We start from the raw sequence: 26,773 nt of genomic DNA, 5'->3' as shown, positions 1-26,773 counted from the left end.
CGCGTCGTCTCGGTGGGGTGCGCGCGCCTGAATGAGGCATATCGTACAAGAACTGCGCCGGCCGGCTTGCGCCGCGGCCACGCCGCCGGCAAAAATAAGGTAGGCTGCGCGGCTGGGCGGCAAGGCCGGCGCACACGCGCCACGCCTGGCCGCGGCCACCGACGAATGCCATGCCATTGACCACCCGCCGCGCGCTGGCGGCCGCGCTGATGACCGCCAGCGGCTTCGCCTGCTACTGGACCTACCTGACGCTGAACCAGGACCGGCTGCTGTTCGACGCGCGCCGGCGCCCGCCGCGCGACCTGCCCGACGGCATCATCGGCTATTCGCACCGGATCCCCGGCGGCGTGGTGCGCGGCTACATCTACCACGCGCCCGGCGACACCGTGCGCGACCTGCTGTTCTACCTGCCGGGGCGCGGCGAAGATGTGCTGGAAACGCTGCAATACGCGCGCTGGCTGCCTGCCGGCATGGGCTTTGCCACCTACGACTACCGCGGCCTGGGCCACTCCGACGGACGCCCGTCCGAGGGCGCCGCGGTGGCCGATGCCAGCCAGTTCCTGCTGCACGTGCGGCGCGTGTTCCCCGACACCCGCGTGCACGTGGTGGGGCGCAGCCTGGGCACCGGCGTGGCGATCCAGCTGGCCGACCTGCAGGATTTCGAGAGCCTGCAGCTGATCACCCCCTATGACTCGCTGCTCGAACTGGTGCGCAAGCGCTTTCCGCTGGTGCCGCTGCGCCAGCTGATGCGCCACCACTTCGACTCGATCTCGCATTGCAAAAAGGTCGTGCAGAGCACCAAGGTGCTGCTCGCCGCCACCGACGAAGTGGTGCCGCACGCCTGCTCGGAACGGCTGATGGCGGCCTGGCCCGGTCCGGTCGCGTTGCAGACCGTGCCGGATACCGATCACTTCACCATCATCGAACGCGAGCAGACCTGGCTGTCGCTGTGTGAGTTCGCCCGCCAGCACAGCCAGGCGCGCCTGCGCGTGGCGGCGGTCCAGCCTGAGCCACCGCCGGCACAGCCGGCACCCCCGCCGGCATTGCCGGGCGCCGCCGCGCCGCAACCCGTCGACCATGACGAGCTGGGCAATCCGCTGCCGCTGGCAGCCAGCCGCTGAGCCGGCCGCTGGTCCGACCGCTGTTCCGACCGATGGCAGCGGGTAAAATGCGGGCCATGAAAAAATTCGCAGTCAAGGCAGGCGGCGCCGCGCTGGCACTGGTTGCCGCCGGTGCCTTGCTGGCCGGTTTTGCGGCCGTGGTCAGCCTGCGGCAGCTTCCCCCCGTCGACGCGCTGCGCGACTACCGGCCCGATGTGCCGCTGCGCATCTACACCAGCGACAACGTCCAGATCGGTGAATTCGGCAGCGAGCACCGCGAGTTCATTCCCTTCGAGCAGATGCCGCGGCGCATGGTGCAGGCGCTGCTCGCGGCCGAGGACGACCAGTTCTACGAGCACCAGGGCATCGACATTCCCGGCGTGTTCCGCGCCGCGCTGGCCAACCTCGGCCAGGGCTACGCCCAGGGCGCTTCCACCATCACCATGCAGGTGGCGCGCGCCTTCTACCTGTCGCGCGAGAAGACGCTGGCGCGCAAATGGTATGAGATGCTGCTGGCCTGGCGCATCGACCACGCGCTGCCCAAGGACCGCATTCTCGAGCTGTACATGAACCAGGTCTACCTGGGCGAGCATGCCTATGGCTTCGGCAGCGCCGCGCATGCGTACTTCGGCAAGCCGCTGGCGTCGCTGTCGCTGGCCGAGACCGCGATGCTGGCGGGCCTGCCCAAGGCGCCTTCCGCGGTGAACCCGGTGGTCAATTTCGCGCGCGCCAAGCGGCGCCAGGAATATGTGCTGGGACGCATGCTGGCGCTGGGCATGATCAGCCAGGACGACTACCGCGAAGCGCGCGCCGCGCACCTGGCCATCAGCGACGACAGCCCCGGCCGCTTTGCCGGCCATGCCGAGCATGTGGCCGAACTGGCGCGCCAGCTGGCGCGCGAGCGCTTCGGCGACGAGGCCTACACGCGCGGCCTGAACGTCTACACCACGGTGTCGTCGGTGCGCCAGACCCTGGCCTACGATGCCGTGCATGGCGGGCTGGAAAGCTATGCGCGCCGCCACCGCAAGTTCGTCAAGAACCTGTCGCAGGGCCCGCAGGCGGCGCTGGTCTCGCTCGACACCGGCACCGGCGCGATCGAGGCCATGGTCGGTGGCGCCGACTTCGCCGCCAGCCGCTTCAACCACGCCACCCAGGCGCTGCGCCAGCCCGGCTCGACCTTCAAGCCCTTTATCTACGCCGCGGCGCTCGAGCGCGGCGTGTCGCCCGGCACGCTGATCAACGACGCGCCGCTGCCCAATGGATCGCGCTGGCAGCCGTCGAACGACGACGGCCGCTTCGCCGGCCCCATCACCGTGCGCCAGGCGCTGGCCGAATCGCGCAACCTGCCCGCGATCCGCACGCTGCAGGCGATCGGCATCCCCTATGCGGTCGAATTCGCCAGCCGCTTCGGCTTCTCGCCCCGGCGCTTGCCCCGCTACCTGCCGCTGGCGCTGGGCAGCGGCACCACCTCGCCGCTGCGGCTGGCCGCGGCCTACGGCGTGTTCGCCAACGGCGGCCACCGCATCGACCCCTACCTGATCGCCCGCATCACCGACAGCGACGGCAACGTGCTCTTCACCGCCGAGCAGGAGGCCGGGGACCACCCCGCACCGCCATCCGTGATCAGCGCGCGCAACGCGTTCGTGATGCACAGCCTGCTGCGCAGCGTGGTCGACGCCGGCACCGGCGCCGGCGTGCGCCGCTACCTGCGCCGCGACGACGTGGCCGGCAAGACCGGCACCACCAACGACTCGGTCGACGGCTGGTTTGCCGGCTATGCCGGCGGCGTGGTCACGGTGGCGTGGATGGGCTATGACGACAACCGCAGCCTGGGCGAGCACGAATTCGGCGCGACCACCGCGCTGCCGGTGTGGGCCGCGTACATGGAGGGCCGCCTGGCCGGCGTGCCGGAGGCCGACCCGCAGGCGCCCGCCGGCGTGGTGCAGGCCGGCGGCGACTGGATGTACGCAGAGAACGCCGACGGCAGCCATGGCATCGCCTCGATCGGCTTCCCGCCGCCGGCGCCGGCCACGCCCGCAGCGCCTGCGCCAGCCGGCCCGCCACCGACCGATCCGGTCGCCAACAACCTCGGCGGGCCGTCCGCGACGGCGCCGGACGCGCCCGCCCCGGCCGCGCCGACCCCTGTTACCAGCCAGCCGCCAGGCGCCGCCATGCCGGCGGCGGCGGCCGACGCGCCGCTGTAGACTTGCCGCTTCAACGCGCTTCAACAACGCTTCAACGCGCTTCAACACTTTCCTGCCACATCCGATGTTTTCCAGCCACAGCCCGCTGCTGATCTGGTCGGTCGCCGCGCTGACCACCGTCGGCGTCCTGTTCCGCCCGTTCCGCCTGCCGGAAGCCTTCTGGGCTGCCAGCGGCGCCCTGCTGCTATGCGCCACCGGCCTGATGGCGCTGCCCGAGGCATTCGCCGCGGTGCTGCGCGGCTACGACGTGTACCTGTTCCTGGCCGGCATGATGCTGATCTCGGAACTGGCCCGCAAGACCGGCCTGTTCGACCACGTTGCCGCGCTGGCGGTGCGGCAGGCGCGCGGCTCGGCGACGCGGCTGTTTCTGCTGGTCTACGGCTTCGGCACCCTGGTGACGGCCTTTATGTCCAACGACGCCACCGCCGTGGTGCTGACGCCCGCGGTGCTGGCCGCCACCCGCGCCGCGCGCGTGCGCCAGCCGCTGCCCTACCTGTACGCCTGCGCCTTTATCGCCAACGCCGCCAGCTTCGTGCTGCCGATCTCCAACCCGGCCAACCTGGTGATCTTCGGCGAGCGCATGCCGCCGCTGGCCGGCTGGCTGGCGAGTTTCGCGCTGCCGTCGCTGGCCGCGATCGTGGCCACGCTGGCGGCGCTGTGGTGGACCCAGCGCGCGGCGCTGGCCGAAGCCATTGCCGATGACGTGCCGGTGCCGCCGCTGTCGCGGCAGGCATGGCTGAGCGCGCTGGGGATCGTGCTGACCGGGCTGGTGCTGCTGGTGGCCTCGGTGCGCGGCAACGCGCTGGGCTGGCCCACCTGCGCCGCGGGCGTGGCCACGCTGCTGCTGGTTTGCGCCACCCGCCGCGAACTGCTGTGGCCGGCGCTGCGCGAGGTGTCATGGGGCGTGCTGCCGATGGTGGCCGGCCTGTTCGTGCTGGTGGCGGCGCTGGAGCAGACCGTGGTGATCCGCCATCTTGCCGACGCCGTCGCGGCGGCCTCGCGCGACGGCGGCGCACTGGCGCTGCTGGGCGTGGGCGCGGTAGTGGCGCTGGCCGGCAATGTCGTCAACAACCTGCCGGCCGGACTGATCTCGGCGTCGGCGCTGGCGGCCGGGCAGGCCTCGCACGCGGTCAGCGGCGCGGTGCTGGTCGGCATCGACCTTGGGCCCAACCTGTCGGTCACCGGCTCGCTTGCCACGCTGCTGTGGCTCACCGCGCTGCGGCGCGAGGGGCATATGGTCAGCGCCGGCCAGTTCCTGCGCGTGGGTGCCGTGGTGATGCCGGCGGCAATGCTGCCGGCGCTGGCGCTGCTGTTGCTATAGGCGCTAGTCAGCCGCTGGCGCGCACGCCGGCCGCGGGGTTGCGCGGCGCCGGCGACAGTGGCCGGCGCAGCCCGGCCACACCGTGGCGCACGGCGCTGGCATGGTGTTCCGCGACGCCGGTCTCCACCGGCGTGGCCGGTACCGGCACTGTCACCACATGGAGCAACATCAGGCTGCTGCACGGAAAGGCGATCGGCATGATGAGGAGGATCCCGACAAGGCGTCAGGCCGCGCATGGCAGCGGCCGGGGTGCCGGCAGCCTGCAACGGGCTGCCTGGCGTTGTTCAGACATTATGTGGGCTTGTCGGCGCCGTGCGTGGCGGGCTTGAGCGATGTCACGAACTCTTCATCGAAAGCGCTTCGGTTGTGGCGTATCCGGCCCACCGCAACCCGCTTTTCCGGCGGCCACGCGGTTGTGAGGCCACCGCATCTGCCATATAGTGAATCCGGCACACCCGCTGCGCCGCCATTCACGCCATCACCAAGCCCATCCATGACCAGCAAGGACGCCGTGCACCGCGCACAGGACAGCCACGCCGGCGAAGGTGCCAGCCATCCCGCCGGCAGCGTCTCGGCCCGCATCCGCGCGCGGCTGGAAGCCGCGCAGGAGCGCTTCCACGCCAACGACAATATCGCCCGCTACATCGAGCCCGGCGAAATGGAACAACTGCAGGCCGAAGTCCAGGCCCGGCTGCAGGACGTGCTGCGGGCCCTGGTGATCGACGTCGACAACGACCACAACACCCAGGAAACCGCGCGCCGCGTGGCCAAGATGTACCTGAAGGAAATCTTTGCCGGCCGCTATGCCAAGGCCCCGCCGGTGACGGAATTCCCCAACGTCGGCCAGCTCAACGAACTGATGATCGTGGGCCCGCTGCGCGTGCGCAGCGCCTGCTCGCACCACCTGTGCCCCATCATCGGCAAGCTGTGGATCGGGGTGATGCCGAACCAGCATTCCAATTTGATCGGGCTGTCCAAGTACGCGCGCCTGGCCGAATGGATCATGTGCCGGCCGCAGATCCAGGAAGAGGCGGTGGCGCAGGTGGCCGACCTGCTGCAGGAAAAGATGAGTCCCGACGGCCTCGCCATCGTGATGGAGGCCGAGCACTTCTGCATGCACTGGCGCGGCGTGCGCGACACCGACGCCAAGATGACCAACAGCGTGATGCGCGGCTCGTTTCTGAAGGACGACAGCCTGCGCCGCGAATTCCTCACGCTGCTGAACCACAACCGCGGCTAGCCGCCCGGGCCCCGCCGCCACCACGGAGCGCCACGACCATGCTAGTCCGCCTGCTCTATGCCAGCCGTGCCCGCCAGGCCATCGATGCCGCGCTGCTCGACGCCATCCTGGCCACCAGCCTGGAACGCAATCCGCGCCACGGCATCACCGGGGTGCTGTGCCATGGCAACGGCATCTTCCTGCAGGCGCTGGAAGGCGACAGGCAGGAGGTGTCGCAGCTGTTCCAGTCGATTGCGCGCGACCCGCGCCACCACGACGTGACCCTGCTGCATTTCGAGGAAACCTGCACGCGTGACTTTGCCGGCTGGGCCATGGGGCAGGTCAATGCGGCGCGGCTCAACACCGCCACCCTGCTCAAGTTCTCGGCGCGCGCCGAGCTGGACCCCTACCGCACCGGCGGCGCGGCCTCGCTGGCGCTGCTCAAGGAGCTGATCGCCGGCGCATCGGTGGTGTCGCGCACCGGCGAGCGCGGACGGCACTGAGCCGCGCCGGCACACCGCTAGACCGTGACCGGCCCGTACAGGCCGCACTCCAGGTCGCTCTCGAACTCTTCCATCCAGGGGGTTCCGGCGCCGGCCTCATAGACGCTGGTCTTGTCGGTGCCGACCCGGCGTACGCTGACGCGCCGCGCGCCGTCGCCGTCGCGCTCGTCGCTGATGTCGAACATCTCCGCCGCCAGCCCGACATGCCTGCATGCGTCCAGGACCTGCTGCTGCTCGTCGGCGGGAAATTCAGTGAACGGTCTCGTTGCCATGGCATCCTCCGTCAAGGTTGAGATCGCCGCTTGCGCGCAGCGCGAACGCGCGTGGCACTGAAGGCGCCACGCATGAAGCAGGACGCGCCCCGGCATCCGGCCGGCGGCGCGTCCGCATCCTGCTGGGATCTTGTTGTTCGGGACTCAGCTCTTGCGCTGGGTCACCGCCACGAACGGGGCCGGCGCGTGCTGGACGGACTGGCTGCCGCAATTCGGGCACGGTGGATGGGCAGAGGCGTGTTCCGCGAGATGTTCGGTTTTTTCGAACACGTGGCCGCACTTCTCGCAGCGGTATTGATAGACAGGCATGGCGTTCCCCCACGCGGTGCACACGCCGCGGGGCGCGTGTCAGCTTCATTCTAGGACAGCGGTCCGGTCCGCCAAGCGCCAAAATTCCGCGCCGCCGGCGAAGTCACCGGCGATGTCGCGGCAGCGGCACTTTGCCGTGCATTGATCTCCCGCAATGGGTGTATCGCCAGACAAGCGGCGGGAACCTGCGCAAACCCGGGTCAAGCCGGCGCGGCATGGCGCCGATCATCCAGACATGTCATGGCATTGGCCGGATCCAGCCACTTTCGCGCGCCGCCGGGTTCGACGAACTAGCGGAATTCCGATTCAGCGAGACTCGGAATCTGGCCAGAATCCGAGTCTTGTGATGACGCCACCGCACGGCGCCACCGGCACCAAACCGGTTGCCGTCCCACCCGGAGATTGCCCATGAACGACCGAATCCTGCGCGTTGCCCTGGCCGACGACCATCCACTGGCAGTGGCCGCGCTGCGCGACTGCCTGCAGCGCAGCGCGCGCGTCCGGATCAGCGGCGAATGCCGCAACGGCACCGAGCTGCTGGGTACGCTGGCGCGCGATCCCGCCGATATCGCCATCACCGATTTCTGCATGGGCCACGCCGATGCCTCGCTGGACGGCTTCAACCTGCTCAGCCGCCTGGCGCGGCGCCATCCCGCGACGCGCGTGGTGGTAATCAGCGCCCGCGCCAACGCCGCCATCGTGCGCCGCGCCATGAAGCTGGGCGTACGCGGTTTCGTCAGCAAGGAAGACCCGCTCGAGGAAGTGGTGCGCGCGTGCGCCCACGCTGCGTTCGGCCGGGGCTGCTTCTGCTCGCCCGCGGTGCAGGCAGCGCTGCAGCGCGCGGCACTGGCCGGCACGCCCGCCCGCGAGCCGACCCAGCGCGAGCTCGAGGTCATCCGCCTCTATGCGCAGGGCGCGCAGCTGACCGAGATCGCCGCCAAGCTGGGCCGCTCGGTCAGCACCATCTCCAGCCAGAAGACCGTGGCCATGCGCAAGCTGGGGGTGCATACCAACACCGGCCTGATCCGCTACGCCTATGAAAGCGGGTTGATCTGACCTTCACCGGCGCGCGACCATGCAGCAAGCCCTCGACAGCACCCGCGACACCCTGGCCAGCACCTTCGATGCGCTGGCCGACCACGCCCGCCGCCAGCAACACCTGTACTCGGCGACCATCGCGGCGCTGGTCGCCATCGTGCTGGGCGCCGGCACGCTGCTGGCAGGGCTGGCGGCGGACCAGCACCTCGATTACCGCCGCAGCCAGGTTGCGCACTATGTCGGCACGGTGTCGCAGCGGCTGCAGAACGAAGCGTCGTTCGTGCGCCGGACCGCGCTGGGCATCCGCTACCATCTTTCCGCCCCCGGCGCCCCGGCCGCCTCCGCTGTCCCGTCGCGCGACCCCGGCCTCGACGCCTTGCGCCGCACCGGCGCGGCCGGCGTCCATGTCGAGGCCGTGCGCAAGGACTACCATCTGCTGGCCGCCGACGCCACGCGCCAGGCATGGGGCGCGGACCTGCCGGCGCAGTTCGCGCGGCTGCGGCAGATCGCCCTGGCGGCGGTGGCCACGCAGCACGCCTTTGACCTCGACCATGGCGCCTATGCGGTCTCGCTGGACGAGGACAGCGCGGTGGTGATCCGCCACGCCGACGCCGGCGCGCGCGCACCGCAGGCGCTCGATCCGGCGCTCGGCCCGGCGCTGATCCCGCGCCTGCGCACGCAGCTGACCCGCGCGCTGCAGGAGCGCACCGGCCACGTCGTACCGGCGCGGGACCAGCCGGTCTGGCTGGGGCCGCTGCGCGATCCGGTGGATGGCACGCCCATCATGGTCCTGGCCGGCGCCGCCTATGCGGGCGACGCACCCACCATGCTGGTGGCCGCCTGCGTGCCGGTGCAGGCGTTCCTGGCCGGCTTGCCGCGGCCACCGGACCACGCCGGCCTGGCGCTGCTCAATCACGCGGACCGCCTGATCGACGCGTGGCCGCATGCCGGCACGCTCACCTCGGCCAACGCGCGCGACCTCGCCGCGCGGGTCCGCGGCCTGCCGCACAACGCGCTGCGGCTGACGCGCTCGGGGGTCGTGCTGGTGCAGCCGTTGCAGGCCGGCTTCGGCCTGCTGGTCTACCACCTGCCATACCGGCTGCTGGGCAACGCGCTGGCGGCCGAACTGGCGGTGATCGGCGGTGCCATGCTGCTGCTGACCGGCGCCATCGTGCTCGCCGCGCGCTACTGGAGCCGGCACCTGCTGCGGCGCTCGCATGCCGAAGCCCGCCGCGCGCTGGAAAGCGAGCGGATGAACCAGGTGCTGGTCAGCGCCACGCCGGTTGGCCTGTGCATCGTGCGCCAGCGCGACTACGCCGTGCTGGCGTGCAATCCGCTGGCCGCATCGCTGCTGCCCGCGCGGCCGCACCAACCCCTGCCCGCCGCGGTGGCCGAGGCGCTGGGCCGGCCGCCGTGCGACGCCGGCGGCGGGCCCGCTTCCGTCTCCAGCGTCATCGTCGCGGCCCCTGAGCCTTCCGGCGCTGACGCAGCGGCACCACGCTTCCTCCAGCTCACCTATGCCCCGGCGCGCTACCGCGATGAAGCCGTGCTGTTCTGCGCGGTCCAGGACTGCACCGCGCAAGAGGCGCTGCAGCGGCAGCTGCGCGCCGCCCAGCAGGCCACCGAAGCGATGCTGCGGGTGCGCTCGACCTTCTTTGCCGCGATGAGCCACGAGATCCGCACGCCCTTGCACGCGCTGCTCGGCAACCTGGAACTGCTGGCGCGCAGCAGCGGCATGGCGCCGCACGCGGCGCGGCTGCGCGCGCTCGAGACCGCGGCCGGGTCACTGCGCCGCATCGTCAACGATGTGCTGGACTTCTCCAAGATCGATGCGGGCCAGCTGGCGCTGGTCAATGCGCCGTTCCGTCCGGTCGAGGCCCTGGAAAGCCTGGCGCTGGCCTATGCGCCCATGGTGGCGGGCCGCCCGATCCGCTTCTGCCTGCAGCTGTCGCCATCGCTCGACACGGAAGTCGTGGGCGATCAGGCGCGGCTGGTGCAGGTCTTCAACAACCTGCTGAACAACGCCTTCAAGTTCACCGCCAGCGGCCGCATCACGCTGAGCGGCGAACTGCAGGCCGATGCGCAGGACACGCTGCGGCTGGTCTGCCGCGTCAGCGATTCCGGCATCGGCATGGCGCCGGCACTGGCGGCGCGCGTGTTCCAGCCGTTCGTGCAGGGCGATGCCGCCGCCGATAGCCGCTATGGCGGCACCGGGCTGGGGCTGTCGATCTGCGCCAGGCTGTGCGAGCTGATGGGCGGCAGCATCGTCGTGGAAAGCGTGCCGGAGGTGGGCAGCGTGTTCACGGTATCGGTGCCGCTGGCGCCGGCCGATGCGGGCAGGCAGGCGCTTATCTCGTCCAGGGCATTCAGCGTGGCGCGCAGCGGCCATATCCTGGTGCTGTCGCAGGACCCACGCACCGGCGCCGCGATCGAAGCGTGGCTCAGGACCGCGGGCTGGCGCACCGAGGGAGCGGATTCCCTTCCCGCGGCACAGGGCAGCGTGCAGCGCAACGCGCCTGCCGCCGTGGTCGCGACCGAAGACTTTGCGCCGGCGGCGCTGGATGCGCTGCGCCACGCCGCGTCGCTTGCGGTTGCGGTGGTGTGGCTGACGGCGGACGGCCCACATTGCCCGCGGCAGCACGGCCCCGGCATGGTGGAAACCTCGGCGTTCAGCCATCGCGCGCTGCTCGACGCCGTGGCGGCCGTTACCGGAGAGCCGCAGGAGGCGACGATGCCTGTTCCCTGCGCCGCAACGCCTGCGCTGCCCGCGCCCGCGGCATTGCCGATGACGATCCTTGTAGCCGAGGACAATCCGCTGAACCAGTCCCTGATCGCCGAGCAATTGCAGGCGCTCGGCTGCCACCCCATCGTCACGGGCAACGGCACGCAGGCACTGGCGGTGCTGGAGCGCACGCGTGTCGACGCGCTGCTGACCGATCTCCATATGCCGGGAATGGACGGCCAGGCCCTGCTGCGCGCCGTGCAGGCCCGGCAGCCCGGCCTGCCGGTGGTAGCCTTCAGCGCGCTGGCATGCAGCGATCCCGAGCAGGACTGGCGCCGGCGCGGCTTTGCCGGCTACCTCGCCAAGCCCGCGTCGCTGCAGGACCTGCAAGCCTGCCTGCGCGAGCTGCCGCTACCCGCCCCCCATGCCGGGCCATTGGCGCACCAGGACGAGCCGGCCGCCGCCGTGGAGGCCACGCGCCGCCGTTATGAAGGCATGCTGCGCCGACAACTGCGGCAAGACCTGCCGGCGCTGTCGCGCATCGTTGCGCAGCAGGACCTTGCCGGCCTGCGGCACTGGGTGCATGCCGCGGCAGGCGCCTTCATGATCGTGCGGCGCCAGTCCATCGTCAGGGAATGCCGGGCGCTGGAAGCCGTGTGCGAAGCGGCGCCTGCCTGGATCCCGGCCATGACCGAAGCCGCCAACACCCTCTACACGCGGCTGCAGCGCTACGCGCTGGGCACCGCCACCGTACCCTAGCCGCTGCGCATTACCACAATCGGCGGATTTGCGGGCAGCCCCACGCGCGACCATAATGGCAACGCCGCGCCGTGGCCCGCCTGGCCGGGCTTGTCCGATCCGGGCGCGGCATTGTCTCCAATGTCTCCCCCATGCAGCCAGAACAAGGCCTTCCCCAGCCCCAGCGAACCTGGGCGATCCTGACCGTTTTCTTCGGCCTGATCATGGCCGTGCTCGACGGCTCGATCGCCAATATCGCGCTGCCGTCGATCTCGCGCGAACTGCAGGCCGATCCCGCCAGTACCATCTGGGTCGTCAACGCCTACCAGCTGACGGTAACCGTGTGCCTGCTGCCGCTGTCGTCGCTGGGAGACATCCTGGGCTACAAGCGGGTCTACCGGGCGGGGCTTGCCACGTTCCTGGTGGGTTCACTGCTGTGCGCGCTGGCGGTGAACCTGCCGATGCTGGTGGCCGCGCGCGTGCTGCAGGGCATCGGCGGCGCCGGCATCATGAGCGTCAACACGGCGCTGGTGCGCTTTATCTACCCGCCCACGCGCCTGGGCCGCGGCATCGGCCTCAACGCCCTGGTGGTGGGCGTGACCATTGCGGTGGGGCCGTCGCTGGGCGCGCTGATCCTGGCGGTGGCGAGCTGGCCCTGGCTGTTCGCGGTCAACGTGCCGGTGGCCATCGCCGCGCTGGCGCTGAGCCGCACCGCGCTGCCAGATACGCCGCCGCAGCCGCGCGGTTTCGATTACCCCAGCGCGCTGCTGTCGGCGCTGGTGTTCGGCATGTTTATCCTGAGCGTCGATGGCCTGGGCCACGCCGGCTGGCGCCTGACCGGCTGCGCCGGCGTGGCGCTGGCGGTGGGGCTGGGCTGGCTGCTGGTGCGGCGCCAGCGCGGGCGCGCCGCGCCGCTGGTGCCGGTGGACCTGTTCGCCAGCCGCGCCTTTACGCTGGCAGTGGGCACGTCGTTCTGCTCGTTCATGACGCAGATGCTGTCCTTCGTCGCGCTGCCGTTCTATCTCGAATACCAGCTCGGCCGCTCGCTGCAGGAGACCGGCCTGCTGATCACGCCGTGGCCGCTGATGGTGGCGGTGATGGCGGCAGTCTCGGGCCGGCTGTCGGACCGCTATCCGGCCAGCATCCTCGCCGGCATCGGCCTGGCCATGCTCGGCGGCGGACTGGTCGGCCTGGCCACGCTGGGCCCCGATGCCGGCAGCTTCGACATCGCCTGGCGCATGGCCATGTGCGGCACCGGCTTCGGCTTCTTCCAGTCCCCCAACAACCGCGCCATGATCGGCGCCACCCCACCGGAACGCAGCGGCGGCGCCAGCGGCGCGCAGGCCACCACGCGGCTGCTGGGACAGACCACCGGCACGGCGCTGGTGGCGCTGCTGTTCAGCCTGTCGCCGGCCGGCGCGGCGCGCATGGCGTTGTATGTGGCGGCGGCGGTGGCGGCGGTGGGGGCGATGATCAGTTTGAGCCGGTTGCGCGATCCCGGTGGAGAGACGGTAGTGCGGGGGGCGGTGGAGCCGGATGCGTGAGCATTCGGGGTGCATGCGAACGCCAGCAGCACTGTTGACTATCTGATGCCGCTTGGGTGCTCTGTGGGGGTGAGGGCAGGCGTGTGCAATAGCGACGGCCTTCACTTCGTTGAGGCTCCCGCCCTCACCCCAGCCCTCTCCCGCAAGCGGGAGAGGGAGCAAACAAGCGGGAGTTGCAAGGCTCGAAGCAATGATGCCGCCGCGGGTTTTCTCCCCTCTCCCGCTTGCGGGCGAGGGGCCGGGGGAGAGGGCCGGCCGTGGCAATAGCGACGGCCGTCACTTCGTTGAGGCTCCCGCCCTCTCCCCAGCCCTCTCCCGCAAGCGGGAGAGGGAGTACACAAGCGGGAGTTGCACGGCTCGAAGCACTAATGCCGCTGCCGGTTTGCTCCCCTCTCCCGCTTGCGGGAGAGGGAGTACGCAAACGGGAGTTGGAAGGATCGAGGCAATGATGCCGCCGCGCGCTTGCCCAAGCGGGAATGGAAAGACGCCGGTGGCAACGAACGAATCTACTCCGCCTTCGCCCCCGACTCCTTCACCACCCTCGCCCACTTAGCGATTTCCTGCCGTTGGTACGCGGCCAGCTTTTCCGGCGTGCCCAGCACCGGATCCAGTCCCAGCGTCTTCAGCTTCGCCTGTACTTCGGGCAGCGTAAAGATGCGGTTGAGCTCCGTGTTCAGCTTGCCCACCACCTCCTTCGGCGTATGCGCCGGCGCGAACACCGCGAACCACGAATCGGCCTCGAAGCCCGGCAAGCCCTGCTCGGCCAGCGTCGGGATATCTGGCGCCGACGCCGAGCGCTTGGCACTGGTGATGCCCAGCGCGCGCAGCTTGCCCTCGCGCACCACGGGCAGGGCCGACGGCAGGTTGTCGAACATCATGGTGATATGGCCGCCGAGCAGGTCGGGGATGGCCATGGCGCGGCCCTTGTAAGGGACATGCGTGATCTTGATGCCCGCCATCGCATTGAACATTTCCCCCGCCACATGGGGCGAGGTGCCGATGCCCGGCGTGCCGAAGGTCAGGCCGCCCGGCTTGGCCTTGGCCAGCGCGATCAGCTCCGCCACGTTCTTCGCCGGCACGCCGGGATTGACCACCAGCACGTTGGGCGTCGAGGCGATCAGGATCACCGGCGCAAAGTCCTTGACCATGTCGTACGGCATCTTGCTGTACAGCGCGCCGTTGATCGAATGCGTGCCGACGGTGCCGAGCGCCAGCGTATAGCCGTCCGGCGGCGCGTGGGCCACGGCCTCGGCGCCGATATTGCCGCCCGCGCCCGGCTTGTTGTCGACCACCACGGGCTGGCCCCAGGCGGGCGAGATCTTCTCCGAGACGATGCGCGCCAGCGTGTCCGGCGCGCCCCCGGTAGGGAAGCCGACCACGATGCGGATGGGCTTGGCGGGATAGCCCTGTGCCTGCGCGGCGATGGGGCTGGCCAGGATGGATGCGGCAAGCACTGCCGCCGCGGCAACGGTACCGAAACGCATGGGATGCTCCTCCGGTCGCGCGCGGCTGCGTGGCCGCGCGCATTGTGAAGGCGGCGGCAATGCCGCCGCCGGAACCTGCCAGACGGCCCGCTGCCTCAGACCGCGATGCCGCCGAACTCCTGCATCACCTTGTCGTGCAGGCGGCGCATGCCGCGCAGCCAGCGGTCATAGTCCTGGCCCTTGCGGCGATAGTACTCAAGCACTTCGGGGTGCGGCAAGATCAGGAAGCGCTCGTCGGCCACGCCCTCCAGCGTCACCGCGGCCACATGCTCGGCGGTGACTGAGCCTTCCTGCAGGAAGCCCTTGCGCTCGCCGTTCTCGCCGAACAGCATATTGGTCTGCACGCCCTGCGGGCAGATGCAGCTGACCTTGATGCCGCGGTCGCCGTAGGTGATCGACAGCCACTCGGCAAAGCCGATGGCGGCATGCTTGGTCACCGCGTAAGGCGCCGAGCCGATCTGCGACAGCAGGCCCGCGGCCGACACCGTGTTGACGAAGTAGCCGTCGCCGCGCTCCAGCATCTGCGGCAGCACCGCCTTTGCCGCATGGATGTGCGCCATCACGTTGATGTCCCAGATGCGCTGCCAGTCGCCGGCGCTGGCGTCCAGGCCCTTGCGCAGGATGATGCCGGCGTTGGAGCAGAAAATGTCGACCTGGCCGAAGCGCTGCGTGGCCGCATCGGCCAATGCCTGCACCGCGGCCGCGTCGGCCACGTCGACCGGCTGGGCAAACACCTGGCATGCGGGCGCGGCGGCCTGGACCTCGGCCGCCACCGTGGCAGCGCCGGCCGCATTCAGGTCAGCCACGGCCACGCCGCGCGCGCCGGCCTGCGCAAAGGCCAGCGCCAGCGCGCGGCCGATGCCGGTGGCCGCGCCGGTCACCACGACGGTCTTGTTGCGTACTTCCATGGGTGGTCTCCTCGTTGAATTCGAATGCCGGCGTCCGCAGGCCGCACGATTCAGGCCCGCTTCGCCGCGCCGGGCTCGGGCCCGGGTTCCGGCTGCGCCGAAGCAAAGCGCGCAGTCGCGCGCGCGCCGCCGGGCTGCCACAGCCGCGCCTGCAGGGTCTGCGCCAGCTCGCGCACGCGCGGACCCAGGTTGGCTTCCAGGATCTCCGGCGACAGCCGCGCCGCGGCGCCGCCGATATTCAGCGCCAGCACTTCACTGCTGCCCGCCAGCCGCAGCGGGGCCGCGGCGCCGCTGACAGTACGGTCCCATTCGGCATGCGCCACGCAGAAGCCACGGCGCGCATGGTCGCGCAGCGCGCGTTCCACGCCGGCGCGCACGGCCGGCCAGCGCGCGCCGTAGTGCCGCGCCAGCTCCGCCAGCGCCGCCTCGCGGTGATCCGCATCCAGGCCGGCCAGCCACGCGCGCCCGATCGCCGAAGTTGCCATCGGCAGCCGCGCGCCCGGCGTCAGCCGGATCACCAGCGCGCCGCGCGGCTGGCAGCTTTCCAGGTAAACCATGGCATGGCGGTCCGGCATGGCCAGCGCCACCGTGCAATCGGTCGCGAACGCCAGCGACTGCATCAGCGGCTGCGCGACCTCGCGGATGCCGGCGCCACCGACGTAACGGTGCCCGAGCACCATCGCGCCCTGCCCCAGCCGGTATTTTTCCGTCGCCTCGATATAGGTCAGGTAGCCCAGCGTGGCCAGCGTATAGGTCAGCCGCGACACCGTCGGTCGCGGAATGCCCGTGCGCCGCGACAGCTCGGCATTGCCCAGGTAATCGTCCTGCGGCCCGAACGCCCGCAACAGCTCCATGCCGCGCGCCAGCGCCGTGACGAAGTTGCGGTCATCGGCGCAGCCATTGCCCGCCGGCGCGTCGGCCGGCACCAGGATGTGCGCGGCATCGGGCGGCGGCGTGGGAATGGTGGTGGTGCGTTTCATGGGCAGCGATCGGGGCGAGCACACTAGCTTGCAGCAAAGGCGGCTGGCCGGGGGCGCTATGTAGGGAAAGCATGTGCCATAGAAACGGTGTTTATGGACAACAGCCGACCGCTTGGTGCGGGCGCCGGTCACACCTCTCGCGCGCCAGATTCGTCACTTAACGGATTACCTGGCCTGGCACAGAATCGCTGCATTGACTTCGGGTGGCAGCGGAAGCGCACACGCCAGGCCTGGACTCGTAACCTGGCTCTTCAACGCTAAAACTTGACTAGCAGGCCGATCCGCGCCAGGGTCTGAGACCGGTTGCTAGCCGCACCATCTGGCTGCAACAAGCCATTGATCCACGCACGCGTGACGGGTCCATCTCCACTGGCCCGCTGGTAGATGCCTTCGACATATGCCGTGGTGCGCTTTGAAAAATGGTATTGCAGCGCCGCGGCGACCTGGTGGGCCTTGTTGTTCTGCAGCACGTCATTACCCTGCATGTAGGCATAGTCCAGTCCAGCCGCCCAGGGCCCCGAGATATTCCACAGCGCCCCTGTCTTGTACACATTGATCCTGGCACCCGTGGCCGTGTTCCTCGTGTTGGTGTAGAGCAGCATGGCCAGCACCGACGGGAACTGGTAGTGCGCCCCTACGCCAACGTTGCGGATGCTGTCGTGGCCATTGCCGAGTTGCGGGTATTTGACATCCACGTAGGCCGCGCCGAGCCCAAGCGGGCCGTTCTCGTAGTTCGCGCCGAAGCTCATGGTAGCGTTTGACGACACCGATCCCGGCGTCTCGCCGAAACCATACAGCGCGCCGAAGCTGAAGTGGCTGATCTGGGGCGAGCGGTACTTGATCGAATTGGCAACGCGCGTGGCGCCCGCCATGCGGTCGAAGTCGAACGAGCCGGTCGGGTTGTTCGGCACCCCCAGTGCCGAGAAGGGACCTTGCCGGAAATCGTAGAGGCCGCCGAACAGGAAGGCGCCGTCAAAGCGCCGGACAGTCAGCGACTCGAACATGAAGTCATACTGGTTGCCCACGGTCAGCGTGCCGAACTTCTCGCTGGCCAAGCCGACCAGCGCGGTACGGTTGAAAATCTGCCCCGCACCGGGAATGGTGCTGCCGTCGCTCAGCTCGAACTGCGAGGTCAGCTCGAACAGCGCCCTGGTGCCGCCGCCAAGGTCTTCGGTGCCCTTGAAGGTCAGCAGGTTGGGCGCAAGCACGCCGCTGTCGAGCAACGTGGCAGCGCCGCCGTGCTGATTGTTGACGTAGGTGATGCCCCCGTCGATCACGCCCGAGAGTGTGACGTTGCTCTGCGCGCTTGCCAGCGCAGGCAGTATGGCGGCGACCAGGCACGCTGGCAGTGCCATCGATGTTTTCATGTTTCCTCCGGATAATATTTTGGTTCTGATTTTTGCTGGTGCCGTGCCGCGCTACGAGGCGACCTCGCGCGCGGACGGCGGCTGCGGCGTGCCATGGATCAATGCCGTGTCGGCCACGCCTTCATGCGGCGCGGTAGGGTGCGCCGGACCCGGGTCCGCGTACACCACCCGCCTTCCTACCGGAAACAACTGCAGGCCAAAGCGCTTCGACACATAGCCCCAGATGCCCTGGGGGAAGTACAGCGCAACGACGATGGCCACGACGCCCAGCCCGATCAGGTACCAGGTGCCGTAGTCCGACAGGAACTTGTTCAGGACGAAGAAAATCAACGCGCCGATGATGGGACCCTCGAGCGTGCCGATGCCGCCGATCAGCACGATGAAAATGCCGAATGCCGTCCAGTTGACCGAGAACGCGGCATCGGGCGAGATCCGCAGGTTGCCCAGAAAGTAAAGTGCACCGGCGAACGCGGTGCCGCCTGCCGAGACCAGGTACACGGTGAGCCGGGCGCGCCGCACATCCACGCCCTGGCTGGCGGCAGCCACGGCGTTGTCGCGCATTGCGGTAAGAGCAAGGCCGGGCCGGGCGCGCAGGAATGCATAGAGCAAGGCAATGCCACCCACCACCGCGGCCAGCGCCAGCCACAGCGTCAGCGCCTCGCGCGTTGCGCGTGGGATACCCTGCAGCGCCGTCAGGCTGGTGCCCGAGCCGCCGCCCAGTGCCGACACATTGGCCATGCCCAGCCGGAACACTTCGGCGATGACCCAAGTGCCTACTGCGAAATACCCGCCCTCCAGCCGGAACGCGATGCGCGACACCGGCAGCGCCACAAGCACCGCGATGCCGGCGCCGAGGGGTACTGCCAGGAACGGTGACACGCCACACACATTGGCCAGCACCAGCATGGCATAGCCGCCGATGCCGAAAAACGCCTGCTGGCCGATCGAAACCATGCCGCCGTACCCCGCCAGCAGATTCCACATCAAGGCAAAGAGCAGGTAGGACGCCATCTGGGTGAAGTCGCGCATGGTATCGCGGCCGGCCCAGTATGGCGCGCTGGCGACGGCGAGCGCCGCCAGCAGCAGAACCAGAAGCGCAACCCTGCTTGCGCGTGAGCCTCGTTGCACCGTGAACGCGTGCCCTGCCGTCATTGCAGTCTTCACAGGATTTGTCATCTCGGTACCTCTATGCGGTCTTGGGCATGAAGCCTTGGGGCCTGGCGACAAGCACCGCGAGGAACATCACGTGTCCCAGCCAGATGCCCCAACCAGGGTCGAAGTAAAAGCCGGCCTGCTGGGCCACGCCGAGCGCCATGCCGCCGAGAAAGGTGCCCCAGAACGAGCCCATGCCGCCGATGATCACGGCCTCGAAGGCATAGAGCAGCAAGCCGGGGCCGTCCGATGGCGATACCGATGTGCGCAGCGCGTAGAGCGCCGCCGCCACCGCCACCAGCACAAAGGCAATGGCCATTGCCAGCGCATAGGTGCGGCGATGCGAGACGCCCATGAGCTGCACCGTCTCGCGGTCGTCCGAGGTGGCGCGAAACGCGCGCCCGAGCGCGGTGCGCCCGAACAGCCATTGCAATGCCAGCGTGATGGCAACTGTGGCAGCGAGCGTCAGCAGCGGCAGGTAACCCACACTGATGCCGCCCGCCAACAGCAGGCTCTGCGACTCGAAGCCGCCGCTGGCGACCGAACGCGGATCGGCCGTGAACAACTCCTGCAGCACGTTCTGGATTACGATCGACAGCCCGAAGGTCACCATCAGCGACGGCAGCGGATCGCGGCTGCTGACACGATTCAGCACCGTGTACTGGAGGACGTAGCCGGCAATGAACGCGATCACCACCAGCAGCACGACGGCCACTGCCAGCGGCAGCTTAGCGATAGCGGTCAGCGCAAACAGCAGGAAGGCCAGCAGCACGATGAAATCGCCGTGGGCGATATTGGTCAGCCGCATCACGCCGAACACCAGCGACTGGCCCATGGCGAAGAGCGCGTAGAGCGAGCCGAGCAGCACGCCCTGGATAACGATATTGAGGATCGTGTTCATGCCTCGACTCCGAAATATGCCTGTGCGATGGCTTCGTCCGACACGTCTGCGGATGCGCCGGCGAGCGAAACCCGTCCCTCCTGGAAGCAGTAGAAGCGCGATGACACCTGCCGGGCGAGCCGCACGTCCTGCTCGACGATGATGGCGCTCATGCCGCCGGCAACAATGGCGGGCAGCGCCGCGTAGATCTCGCGCACGATCACCGGCGCCAGACCTAGCGAAAGCTCGTCGCACATCAACAGGGCGGGGTTGCTCATCAGCGCACGGCCGATCGCGACCATCTGCTGCTGCCCGCCCGACAGTGCGATGGCGGCGTGATGCCGGCGCTCGCGCAGCGCGGGAAACAGGTCGAGCACCGTGTCCAGGTTCCAGCGCCCCGGCCGTCCGCTCCAGGCGCCAATGAGCAGGTTCTCCTCGACCGTCAGGCTGCTGAACAACCGTCGCCCCTCGGGCACCAGCGCGATACCCTGGCCGACGATCTGCGCGGCAGGCATGCCCGCCATCGGTACGCCCTTGTAAAGAACCTGGCCGGCCGTCGGCCGCAGCAAGCCGGCAACGGTCTTCAGGAAGGTGGACTTGCCGGCGCCGTTGGCACCGATCAGCGCGACGACCTCGCCGGCGCCCACCTCGACATCGATGCCGAACAACGCCTGGAAGTCGCCATAGCCGGCGGCCAGGCGCGTGGTCTGCAACAGTGGCTGCATGGTCATGCCTCCAGTCCGAGATAGACGCGGCGGACTTCGGCGTTCTCCAGCACCGTGGCCGGCGCGCCCTCCGCAATCTTGCTGCCGAAGTTGATCACCAGCAGGCGGTCGGCCACGGCCAGCAGCGCATGCATGACATGCTCGATCCAGACGATGGTGATGCCGCTGGCTTTGACTTGCCGGATTTCCTCGATCAACGCATGGGTCTCGGCCTCGGTCAGCCCGCCCGCGATTTCGTCCAGCAGCAGCAACCTGGGTTGCGTGGCCAGTGCGCGCGCCAGTTCCAGCCGCTTGCGGTCCAGCAGCGTGAGGCCGCCGGCCAGCTGGTTGGCCTTCTTGCGGAGGCCGGTGCGGGCCAGCACCTGCACGCACAGGTCGTAGGCTTCCTGTTCCCGGCGGGCGCCGCCGAAGGTAGCGCCCACCAGCAGGTTTTCGAACACCGTCATGCCGCCGAAGGGCCGCGGCACCTGGTAGGAGCGGCCGATGCCGGCGACGCAACGGCGGTGCGGCGGCAAGTGGGCGATATCGGTGCCCTCGAACGAGACCTTGCCCGAGTCCGGGCGGATGTCGCCGCTGATCAGGTTGAACAGCGTGGTCTTGCCGGCGCCGTTCGGCCCAAGGATGCCGTAGGTCTCGCCCGGCTTGACGGCAAAGCTGATGTCGTCGGTGACCGTCAGCGCGCCAAAGCGCTTGGATACCCGCTCCAGTTCCAGAACGAAGCTCATGATGCTCTCTCCATGCCGCACCGCATCAGCCAATGAGCTTGAGCGGGGCGCCGACCGGCACGGCAGGCGCGAACTGGTTGTTGACGATCACCAGGTCGAACTTGTGCTTCTGGCCCTTCATCCACTGGCCGCCGGCCAGCGGGGTCTTGGCCACGTTCTTCACCGGTCCCGTCCCCCAAGCCACGTTGCCAACGATGGTGTCGAGCCGGGTCGTGGCCAGCGCGTCGCGCACCGCGACATTGGAATCGATGTCCTTGGTGCGCTTGAGGACGTCCACGGCAATCTCGAACAGCGCATGGGCGAAGCCGAGCGGCTGCGTCCATTGCTTGTTTGTGGCCTGCTCGTAGGCGGCGGCAAGCTGCTGCGCCGACTGTCCCGTCAGCGAGGACTTGAACGGATGCGAGGGCGACCACCACACCTCCGTGGACAGTCCGTCGCCCAGGTCGCCCAGCGCTTCGATCGCCCCGGGGAACAACAGCGCCTTGCCAATCGAAATGACCTTGGGACGGAATCCCTGCTGGCGCGCCTGCACCAGGAAGTTCCTGGCATCCGGCGGAATCACCACGCCCGTGACGATCTGCGCGCCGGCCTGGCGGAATGCCGCGATCTGCGCGGAGAAATCCTGCGTCATGCTCTGGAAGCGGCCCGGATCCCTGAGCGCGAAGCCCTTCTGGGACAGCACCGGCGGAAAGCCGAGCTTGCCATCGCCCCAGGCATTGCCGTCGCCGTCATTCGGGAACAGTGCGCCGACCGACTTGTTGGTCTGCACCGATTGCCACATCGCGGTATAGACGCCGATCACATCCTCCAGGCCCCAGAAGAAGTGATAGGTAAAATTGAAGCCCTTCCGCGGATCACCCTTGCGCCCGAAGAACCACGGTTGCCATGGCACGACCGTCGACACGCATGGCGTCTCGTTCAGCTCGCACGCGTCGCACACGGGGTTGGCGGTTTCCGGCGTTCCGGAAACCAGCATGATGTCCACCTTGTCCTTCAGGATCAGGTCGCTTGCCACTTCGCCCGCGCGGTTCGGGTTGGACTGGCTGTCCTTGACCACGATGCTGACGGGGAAGCGCTTGCCTCGGATAACGATGCCGTCCTTCAACGCGGCCTGCATCTGCTGGATGGTAAAGCGGTCAGCCTCGCCGAACGGTGCCAGCGGCCCGGTCTGCGGCGAGACAAAGCCGATCTTCAGCGTGCGGCTGCCGGCCGCGCGTGCCTGCGGCGATAGCCACGTGGTGGTGGCGGCCAACGCCCCGCCAGCCGCCAGTTGAACCAGCGTACGGCGCCTGCCGTTGAATGAGTTCTCGGCCATGGTGTCCTGTCTCCTGTCGTTGTTGTGGAAAAAGCGCTCCCCGCGACACTGGTAAAACCGGTGCCGTCCTGCGAGGCGTCTCGCCTCTTGCTGCCTGTCAATGAATTGCGGTGGTCGCTGGACCTGCTATGCGGTCAGGGGGACCAGCATCGGATTTCACCGTCCACGATCTGCACCGGAACGGACGTCAACGCTGCGCCGGCGCACGGTCCTTCGATGCATTGGCCGTCCTCGAAACGGAACAGGGCGCTGTGGTGCGCGCACATCAGCACCTGTTGGTCATAGGTAAGCACGTCACCGGGCTCGTAGTCCAGGCATACCGAAAAATGCGGACAGCGGTTGATGTAGGCCCATGCCCGCTGCCCGCGGCGTACGACCACCACATCCCCGGAATGGCCGGTGCTTGCCACGCAGGCACCGCCGTCCGGCACCGCATCCAGTCTGCAGAGCAAAACGGATTCCATTGCGCCCTCCTAGACCCTGCGTTCCGGGTTGCCCAGGCTCCAGTCCCATGGGCGGATCTCGATGCGTTCGAACAGCCCGGCGTGCATGTACGGATCGCCGTGCAAAAAGCGCTCCACGTCCTCGATATGCTCGGCCTCGATGACGAGGAGCGTGCCGTTCATGGCATCGCCCGACGCGTCCAGTGTCGGACCGCCGAGTCGAACAAATACACTGTGGCGGTCAGCGCTGTGCAAGTAAGCCCGGTGTGCCGGGCGCACCCGCTCGCGTATGGCGCGCATGCCGGGCTTGTCGGTGGCGAAGATGGCGTAGTAGCGTGACATGGGCTCCCCGCAGTTACCGTGACGCGAGCACGAAGTCATAGCGCGCTTCGCGGAACGCGCCCTCGATGCCAAAGCGGCTGGCGAGCTCGTGTGCGGCCGGGCGCTCCTCATAGGCAACTTGCAGCGATGGCTTGACGCCAAACACGGCATCCGAATCGAGGTACGGGTCACCCTGGTTGAACAGATGCGTGACCAGCTTGCGGTGCCCGGGCGCATCGATCATGAAATGCAGGTGCGCGGGCCGCCACGGATGGCGGCCGGTGGCGTTCAACATGCGCCCCACCGGTCCATCGGTCGGCACCGGGTAGCTGACCGGCACAATGGTGCGGATCGCGTAGTAGCCGTCCGCGTCGGTGCGATATCGTCCACGCAGGTTGCCCTCGGGCTGCTCAGTGTCCTGCCCGGAATACATGCCGTTGCTGGCGGTCTGCCAGATGTCGAGCACGGCACCGGCCACAGGCGTGCCGTCGGTGGAGCGGACGTAGCCATGCACCAGCGCGGGGGTGCCGGCGGTTTCGGCCATGCTTTCTCCGCATCCGCGCTCCGGCATGCCCGGGATGTAGAACGGCCCGAACACGGTGGTGTCAGTCGCGCCGCTGGCGCGGTGGTTGATCGCATCGACCAGCATCGATACACCGAGCGTGTCGGAGAGCAGGATGAATTCCTGTCGCACCAGGCCGTCGCACATCTTGCCGGTTTCGGTCAGGAAGCGGATGGCGGCAAACCATTCTTCCTCGGTGGGCTCGACCTCGCGCACATAGGCGTGCAGGTGACGCACCAGAGCCTGCATCAGGGTCTTCAGGCGCGCGTCGGGCGTATTGGCGAGGCGCGCGACCACCTGCTCGGTGATATCGGCCTCGGTATGCCTTGTCTCCATGGCGGTGTTCCTTTGGTTTTGGTGCCGGCGCCGCTCAGGCCGGGGTTTCGCCACGCCACGCGCGTCCAAGCAGTGCGAGGATCGCTGCGCGCTCCACCGGCGCCGGGTTGTCGTAGGGGTTGGCACAGGCCAGCGTGGCGGCCTCCGCCAGACCTGCGTCCGGCATGCCCAGGGCCGACAGGCCTGACGGAATGCCCAGCGCCTGGTTGAGTCGGTATAGCAAGGGGCCGGCATCCGCCGCCTGCCCGCCCCCCAGCGCGCGCGCGACGCGCTGCAGCGCCTGCGGCGCGGCCCGGTGGTTGTAGTGCGCGGTGTGCGGCAGCATCACGGCGTGCGTTTGCGCATGCGGCAGATTGAAGGTGCCGCCCAGCGTATGGCAGAGCTTGTGGTGCAGTGCCATGCCGACGTTGCCCAGGCATACACCGGCAAGCCAGGCGCCGTACAGGGCCTGCCCGCGTGCCGTGATGTCGTTCGGGCGCCGCACCACCGCCGGCAACGCCTGCGCGAGCGCGCGGATGGATTCGTCAGCCATCAGGCTGATGATCGGGTTCGCATCCTTCGCGTACAGTGCTTCGACCGCATGGGCCATGGCATTCATGCCGGAAGCGGCCGATATCTCCGCGGGCAGCGTCAGCGTGAGTTCCGCGTCGTAAACCACCGTGCGCGGCAGGACTCGCGCATCGCGCCCGGTGGTCTTGAGCCGTCCTTCGGTAAGACCGTAGACAGGCGTGACTTCCGACCCCGCATACGTGGTGGGAACGGCGATGATGGGCTGCGCGGATTCCAGTGCAATGGCCTTGCCCAGCCCGATGGTGGAACCGCCGCCGACGGCTACGTAGCAATCCGCGCCGAGCCGTGCCGCCGCTGCACGCGCGGCGCGGGCAACCTCGACCGGCACATGCATCACCGCCTCGGCATGCACGCCGGCGGCGCGGTCGCCCAGCAGCCCGGCCACACGCTCGCCCAGGCCGCGCTGTTCGGGCGTGGTCAGCACCAGCGCTCGCCGGGCGCCGAGTCGCGCCACCTCATCCGGCAACTGCGCCAACGCCCCCGCGCCGAACACGACGCGCGACGGCGCGGACTGGTAGACAAAACCCTGCATGGTGTCCCTTAGCGCTTGAAGTGCGGCGGCACGGTCGCGTCAACATTGACCCACACCGAGCGTGCCTCGGTGTAGTCGTGCATGGCTTCGAAGCCCATTTCCCGACCATAGCCTGACTGGCCAATGCCGCCGAAGGGGCTGCCCGGATTCACCCGCTTGTAGCAGTTGATCCAGCACATGCCGGCATCGATGCTGTTGGCCATCTTGTGGGCACGGCTCAGGTCGCGCGTCCACAGGCCGCTGCCCAGGCCATACTCGGTCGCGTTGGCGATGGCGAGCGCCTCCTCGTCGCTGCCGAAGCGCAGCACGGTGACGAAGGGACCGAAAACTTCCTCCTGCGCCACGCGGTCGTGCGGCTTCGCTTCGACGATAGTCGGCTCGACGTAATAGCCCTTCTCCAGCCCGGCCAGCACCGGCGCCTTGCCGCCAGTGAGCACCCGGCCGCCCTGCTCCTTCGCCACGCCGGCATAGGACAGCACCTTGTCGCGATGCTGCGCCGAGGTCAGCGGTCCCATTTCGGTTTCCGGGTCGAGCGGGTTGCCCAGGCGGATCGAAGCCGCCAATGCGCCAAAGCGCTCAAGGAAGGCATCGGCGATCCGCTCATGCAGCACCAGGCGCGAACCGGCAATGCAGGCCTGTCCCTGGTTATGGAAGATGGCCCACGCAGCGCCATTGATGGCTGCGTCCAGGTCGGCATCGTCAAACACGATGTTGGCGCCCTTGCCGCCGAGTTCAAGCTGAACGCGCTTGAGATTGCCCTTCGAGGCCTCGACGATACGCCGTCCCGTAGCGGTCGAACCGGTAAAGGCGATCTTGCCCACGCCAGGGTGCTCGGCGAGACGCTGTCCGGCAGTATGCCCATAGCCAGGCACCATGTTGACCACGCCAGGCGGGAAGCCGACTTCGGCCATCAGCTCGGCAATGCGCAGAGACGACAGCGGCGTCAGTTCCGACGGCTTGATCACCACGGTATTGCCGGCCGCCAGCGCCGGACCCATCTTCCAGCTGGTGAACATCAGCGGGAAGTTCCACGGCACGATCTGCCCCACCACACCGATGGGCGCGCGTTGCACGTAATTGAGGAAGCCCGCTTCCACGGGGATGACCGATCCCTGCAGCTTGTCTGCCATGCCGCCGAAGTAGCGGAAGCAGGCGGCCGTGCGCGGCACGTCCAGCGCACGGGAATCACGGATGGGGTGTCCGGTGTCCAGCGATTCCAGCTGCGCCAGTTCCTCGGTGTGGGCTTCGATGGCATCGGCCAGCTTCAGCAACAGGCGTCCACGCTCGGCGGCTGCCATACGTGACCAGAGCGGGAAGGCGCGGCGCGCGGCTTCCACCGCCGCGTCGACGTCGGCCGCCTCGGCCGCGGCAATGGCGGTAATGCGGCTGCCGTCGTGGGGGTTCAGCACGTCGATCGTGCCACCGCCGAGCGCGTCGACAAAGCGGCCGTTGATGAAGAGTTTGTTCTGCATGATGCGAAGGGATTGGTGGTGTCGTTTGCCA

At 68.7% G+C, this 26,773-nt stretch carries 25 protein-coding genes; 8 read left to right on the top strand and 17 right to left on the bottom strand.

Features of this window, described 5'->3' with window-relative positions; genetic code table 11:
- Window positions 1-170 precede the first annotated feature (170 nt).
- From LIN44_RS26755 to LIN44_RS26745, 3 genes are all read left to right on the top strand, one after another.
- A complete protein-coding gene (locus LIN44_RS26755; RefSeq protein ID WP_227315252.1) occupies window positions 171-1,121 on the top strand; it encodes an alpha/beta hydrolase in 951 nt (316 codons plus the stop codon).
- 56 nt (window positions 1,122-1,177) lie between these two features.
- Window positions 1,178-3,304: a penicillin-binding protein 1A gene (locus LIN44_RS26750; protein WP_227315251.1), complete on the top strand. Its 2,127-nt coding sequence runs from the start codon at window positions 1,178-1,180 to the stop codon at window positions 3,302-3,304.
- A 64-nt stretch (window positions 3,305-3,368) separates the two neighbouring features.
- Window positions 3,369-4,625 carry an arsenic transporter gene (locus LIN44_RS26745; protein WP_227315250.1) on the top strand — a complete coding sequence of 419 codons (1,257 nt, stop codon included), beginning with the start codon at window positions 3,369-3,371 and terminating at the stop codon, window positions 4,623-4,625.
- Between the two features lie 7 nt (window positions 4,626-4,632).
- Here LIN44_RS26745 and LIN44_RS26740 read toward each other — a convergent pair whose 3' ends face one another.
- Window positions 4,633-4,824 carry an arsenite efflux pump ArsB gene (locus LIN44_RS26740; protein ID WP_227315249.1) on the bottom strand — a complete coding sequence of 64 codons (192 nt, stop codon included), beginning with the start codon at window positions 4,822-4,824 and terminating at the stop codon, window positions 4,633-4,635.
- Between the two features lie 294 nt (window positions 4,825-5,118).
- Here LIN44_RS26740 and folE point away from each other — a divergent pair, with 294 nt between their 5' ends.
- Window positions 5,119-5,865 (top strand): GTP cyclohydrolase I, encoded by a 747-nt coding sequence (folE, locus tag LIN44_RS26735; RefSeq protein ID WP_227315248.1) that lies wholly within the window; start codon window positions 5,119-5,121, stop codon window positions 5,863-5,865.
- Between the two features lie 38 nt (window positions 5,866-5,903).
- Window positions 5,904-6,347: a BLUF domain-containing protein gene (locus tag LIN44_RS26730; RefSeq protein ID WP_115713643.1), complete on the top strand. Its 444-nt coding sequence runs from the start codon at window positions 5,904-5,906 to the stop codon at window positions 6,345-6,347.
- Window positions 6,348-6,364: 17 nt separating this feature from the next.
- Here the strand turns inward: LIN44_RS26730 and LIN44_RS26725 are convergent, their stop codons facing one another.
- Together LIN44_RS26725 and LIN44_RS26720 are read right to left on the bottom strand one after the other, a co-directional pair.
- Window positions 6,365-6,619, bottom strand: coding sequence for a hypothetical protein (locus LIN44_RS26725; protein WP_227315247.1), 255 nt, complete (start codon window positions 6,617-6,619; stop codon window positions 6,365-6,367).
- Window positions 6,620-6,763: 144 nt separating this feature from the next.
- Window positions 6,764-6,928 (bottom strand): zinc ribbon domain-containing protein, encoded by a 165-nt coding sequence (locus tag LIN44_RS26720; RefSeq protein WP_018008406.1) that lies wholly within the window; start codon window positions 6,926-6,928, stop codon window positions 6,764-6,766.
- Window positions 6,929-7,336: 408 nt separating this feature from the next.
- Here LIN44_RS26720 and LIN44_RS26715 point away from each other — a divergent pair, with 408 nt between their 5' ends.
- From LIN44_RS26715 to LIN44_RS26705, 3 genes are all read left to right on the top strand, one after another.
- Complete coding sequence (locus LIN44_RS26715; protein WP_227315246.1) at window positions 7,337-7,984, top strand: response regulator transcription factor; 648 nt, start codon at window positions 7,337-7,339, stop codon at window positions 7,982-7,984.
- Window positions 7,985-8,003: 19 nt separating this feature from the next.
- The gene (locus LIN44_RS26710) at window positions 8,004-11,447 is read left to right on the top strand and encodes an ATP-binding protein (RefSeq protein ID WP_227315245.1); all 3,444 of its coding nucleotides are present in this window, start codon (window positions 8,004-8,006) and stop codon (window positions 11,445-11,447) included.
- A gap of 131 nt (window positions 11,448-11,578) precedes the next feature.
- A complete protein-coding gene (locus LIN44_RS26705; protein WP_227315244.1) occupies window positions 11,579-12,970 on the top strand; it encodes an MFS transporter in 1,392 nt (463 codons plus the stop codon).
- A gap of 506 nt (window positions 12,971-13,476) precedes the next feature.
- Here the strand turns inward: LIN44_RS26705 and LIN44_RS26700 are convergent.
- The 14 genes from LIN44_RS26700 to LIN44_RS26635 all read right to left on the bottom strand — a co-directional run bounded on the left by LIN44_RS26700 (window position 13,477) and on the right by LIN44_RS26635 (window position 26,742).
- Window positions 13,477-14,454, bottom strand: a complete 978-nt coding sequence (locus tag LIN44_RS26700; protein WP_227315243.1) for a tripartite tricarboxylate transporter substrate binding protein — start codon at window positions 14,452-14,454, stop codon at window positions 13,477-13,479.
- 95 nt (window positions 14,455-14,549) lie between these two features.
- Complete coding sequence (locus LIN44_RS26695; RefSeq protein ID WP_227315242.1) at window positions 14,550-15,362, bottom strand: SDR family oxidoreductase; 813 nt, start codon at window positions 15,360-15,362, stop codon at window positions 14,550-14,552.
- Between the two features lie 50 nt (window positions 15,363-15,412).
- On the bottom strand, window positions 15,413-16,342 hold the full coding sequence (locus LIN44_RS26690) for an IclR family transcriptional regulator (RefSeq protein ID WP_227315241.1): 930 nt from the start codon (window positions 16,340-16,342) through the stop codon (window positions 15,413-15,415).
- Between the two features lie 257 nt (window positions 16,343-16,599).
- Complete coding sequence (locus LIN44_RS26685) at window positions 16,600-17,709, bottom strand: porin (RefSeq protein WP_227315240.1); 1,110 nt, start codon at window positions 17,707-17,709, stop codon at window positions 16,600-16,602.
- 51 nt (window positions 17,710-17,760) lie between these two features.
- On the bottom strand, window positions 17,761-18,738 hold the full coding sequence (locus LIN44_RS26680; protein ID WP_227315239.1) for a branched-chain amino acid ABC transporter permease: 978 nt from the start codon (window positions 18,736-18,738) through the stop codon (window positions 17,761-17,763).
- Window positions 18,739-18,895: 157 nt separating this feature from the next.
- A complete protein-coding gene (locus tag LIN44_RS26675) occupies window positions 18,896-19,762 on the bottom strand; it encodes a branched-chain amino acid ABC transporter permease (protein ID WP_227315238.1) in 867 nt (288 codons plus the stop codon).
- Window positions 19,759-20,454, bottom strand: coding sequence for an ABC transporter ATP-binding protein (locus LIN44_RS26670; RefSeq protein ID WP_370641703.1), 696 nt, complete (start codon window positions 20,452-20,454; stop codon window positions 19,759-19,761). Before LIN44_RS26670 ends, LIN44_RS26675 begins: the two co-directional genes overlap by 4 nt.
- Before the next feature lie 14 nt (window positions 20,455-20,468).
- Window positions 20,469-21,191 carry an ABC transporter ATP-binding protein gene (locus LIN44_RS26665; RefSeq protein WP_227315237.1) on the bottom strand — a complete coding sequence of 241 codons (723 nt, stop codon included), beginning with the start codon at window positions 21,189-21,191 and terminating at the stop codon, window positions 20,469-20,471.
- Between the two features lie 25 nt (window positions 21,192-21,216).
- Window positions 21,217-22,506 carry an ABC transporter substrate-binding protein gene (locus LIN44_RS26660; protein WP_227315236.1) on the bottom strand — a complete coding sequence of 430 codons (1,290 nt, stop codon included), beginning with the start codon at window positions 22,504-22,506 and terminating at the stop codon, window positions 21,217-21,219.
- Window positions 22,507-22,640: 134 nt separating this feature from the next.
- Complete coding sequence (locus LIN44_RS26655) at window positions 22,641-22,970, bottom strand: Rieske 2Fe-2S domain-containing protein (RefSeq protein ID WP_227315235.1); 330 nt, start codon at window positions 22,968-22,970, stop codon at window positions 22,641-22,643.
- Between the two features lie 9 nt (window positions 22,971-22,979).
- Window positions 22,980-23,291, bottom strand: a complete 312-nt coding sequence (locus tag LIN44_RS26650) for a YciI family protein (protein ID WP_227315234.1) — start codon at window positions 23,289-23,291, stop codon at window positions 22,980-22,982.
- Window positions 23,292-23,304: 13 nt separating this feature from the next.
- Window positions 23,305-24,168: an intradiol ring-cleavage dioxygenase gene (locus tag LIN44_RS26645; RefSeq protein ID WP_227315233.1), complete on the bottom strand. Its 864-nt coding sequence runs from the start codon at window positions 24,166-24,168 to the stop codon at window positions 23,305-23,307.
- A gap of 34 nt (window positions 24,169-24,202) precedes the next feature.
- On the bottom strand, window positions 24,203-25,270 hold the full coding sequence (locus LIN44_RS26640) for a maleylacetate reductase (protein ID WP_227315232.1): 1,068 nt from the start codon (window positions 25,268-25,270) through the stop codon (window positions 24,203-24,205).
- Between the two features lie 8 nt (window positions 25,271-25,278).
- Complete coding sequence (locus tag LIN44_RS26635; protein WP_227315231.1) at window positions 25,279-26,742, bottom strand: aldehyde dehydrogenase family protein; 1,464 nt, start codon at window positions 26,740-26,742, stop codon at window positions 25,279-25,281.
- Window positions 26,743-26,773: the final 31 nt, after the last annotated feature.

Source organism: Cupriavidus sp. MP-37 (assembly GCF_020618415.1).
GTDB lineage: Bacteria > Pseudomonadota > Gammaproteobacteria > Burkholderiales > Burkholderiaceae > Cupriavidus.
This window is presented reverse-complemented; position numbering and strand designations above follow the sequence as displayed.

Coding starts and splice junctions, on each gene's coding strand:
- LIN44_RS26715 (WP_227315246.1), top strand. CDS start 7,337: ATGAACGACCGAATCCTGCGCGTTGCCCTGGCCGACGACCATCCACTG.
- LIN44_RS26680 (WP_227315239.1), bottom strand. CDS start 18,738: ATGCGCGACTTCACCCAGATGGCGTCCTACCTGCTCTTTGCCTTGATG.
- LIN44_RS26700 (WP_227315243.1), bottom strand. CDS start 14,454: ATGCGTTTCGGTACCGTTGCCGCGGCGGCAGTGCTTGCCGCATCCATC.
- LIN44_RS26660 (WP_227315236.1), bottom strand. CDS start 22,506: ATGGCCGAGAACTCATTCAACGGCAGGCGCCGTACGCTGGTTCAACTG.
- LIN44_RS26650 (WP_227315234.1), bottom strand. CDS start 23,291: ATGTCACGCTACTACGCCATCTTCGCCACCGACAAGCCCGGCATGCGC.
- LIN44_RS26675 (WP_227315238.1), bottom strand. CDS start 19,762: ATGAACACGATCCTCAATATCGTTATCCAGGGCGTGCTGCTCGGCTCG.
- LIN44_RS26645 (WP_227315233.1), bottom strand. CDS start 24,168: ATGGAGACAAGGCATACCGAGGCCGATATCACCGAGCAGGTGGTCGCG.
- LIN44_RS26750 (WP_227315251.1), top strand. CDS start 1,178: ATGAAAAAATTCGCAGTCAAGGCAGGCGGCGCCGCGCTGGCACTGGTT.
- LIN44_RS26725 (WP_227315247.1), bottom strand. CDS start 6,619: ATGGCAACGAGACCGTTCACTGAATTTCCCGCCGACGAGCAGCAGCAG.
- LIN44_RS26720 (WP_018008406.1), bottom strand. CDS start 6,928: ATGCCTGTCTATCAATACCGCTGCGAGAAGTGCGGCCACGTGTTCGAA.
- LIN44_RS26740 (WP_227315249.1), bottom strand. CDS start 4,824: ATGCCGATCGCCTTTCCGTGCAGCAGCCTGATGTTGCTCCATGTGGTG.
- LIN44_RS26730 (WP_115713643.1), top strand. CDS start 5,904: ATGCTAGTCCGCCTGCTCTATGCCAGCCGTGCCCGCCAGGCCATCGAT.
- LIN44_RS26755 (WP_227315252.1), top strand. CDS start 171: ATGCCATTGACCACCCGCCGCGCGCTGGCGGCCGCGCTGATGACCGCC.
- LIN44_RS26685 (WP_227315240.1), bottom strand. CDS start 17,709: ATGAAAACATCGATGGCACTGCCAGCGTGCCTGGTCGCCGCCATACTG.
- LIN44_RS26690 (WP_227315241.1), bottom strand. CDS start 16,342: ATGAAACGCACCACCACCATTCCCACGCCGCCGCCCGATGCCGCGCAC.
- LIN44_RS26655 (WP_227315235.1), bottom strand. CDS start 22,970: ATGGAATCCGTTTTGCTCTGCAGACTGGATGCGGTGCCGGACGGCGGT.
- LIN44_RS26635 (WP_227315231.1), bottom strand. CDS start 26,742: ATGCAGAACAAACTCTTCATCAACGGCCGCTTTGTCGACGCGCTCGGC.
- LIN44_RS26745 (WP_227315250.1), top strand. CDS start 3,369: ATGTTTTCCAGCCACAGCCCGCTGCTGATCTGGTCGGTCGCCGCGCTG.
- LIN44_RS26640 (WP_227315232.1), bottom strand. CDS start 25,270: ATGCAGGGTTTTGTCTACCAGTCCGCGCCGTCGCGCGTCGTGTTCGGC.
- LIN44_RS26695 (WP_227315242.1), bottom strand. CDS start 15,362: ATGGAAGTACGCAACAAGACCGTCGTGGTGACCGGCGCGGCCACCGGC.
- LIN44_RS26705 (WP_227315244.1), top strand. CDS start 11,579: ATGCAGCCAGAACAAGGCCTTCCCCAGCCCCAGCGAACCTGGGCGATC.
- folE (WP_227315248.1), top strand. CDS start 5,119: ATGACCAGCAAGGACGCCGTGCACCGCGCACAGGACAGCCACGCCGGC.
- LIN44_RS26665 (WP_227315237.1), bottom strand. CDS start 21,191: ATGAGCTTCGTTCTGGAACTGGAGCGGGTATCCAAGCGCTTTGGCGCG.
- LIN44_RS26710 (WP_227315245.1), top strand. CDS start 8,004: ATGCAGCAAGCCCTCGACAGCACCCGCGACACCCTGGCCAGCACCTTC.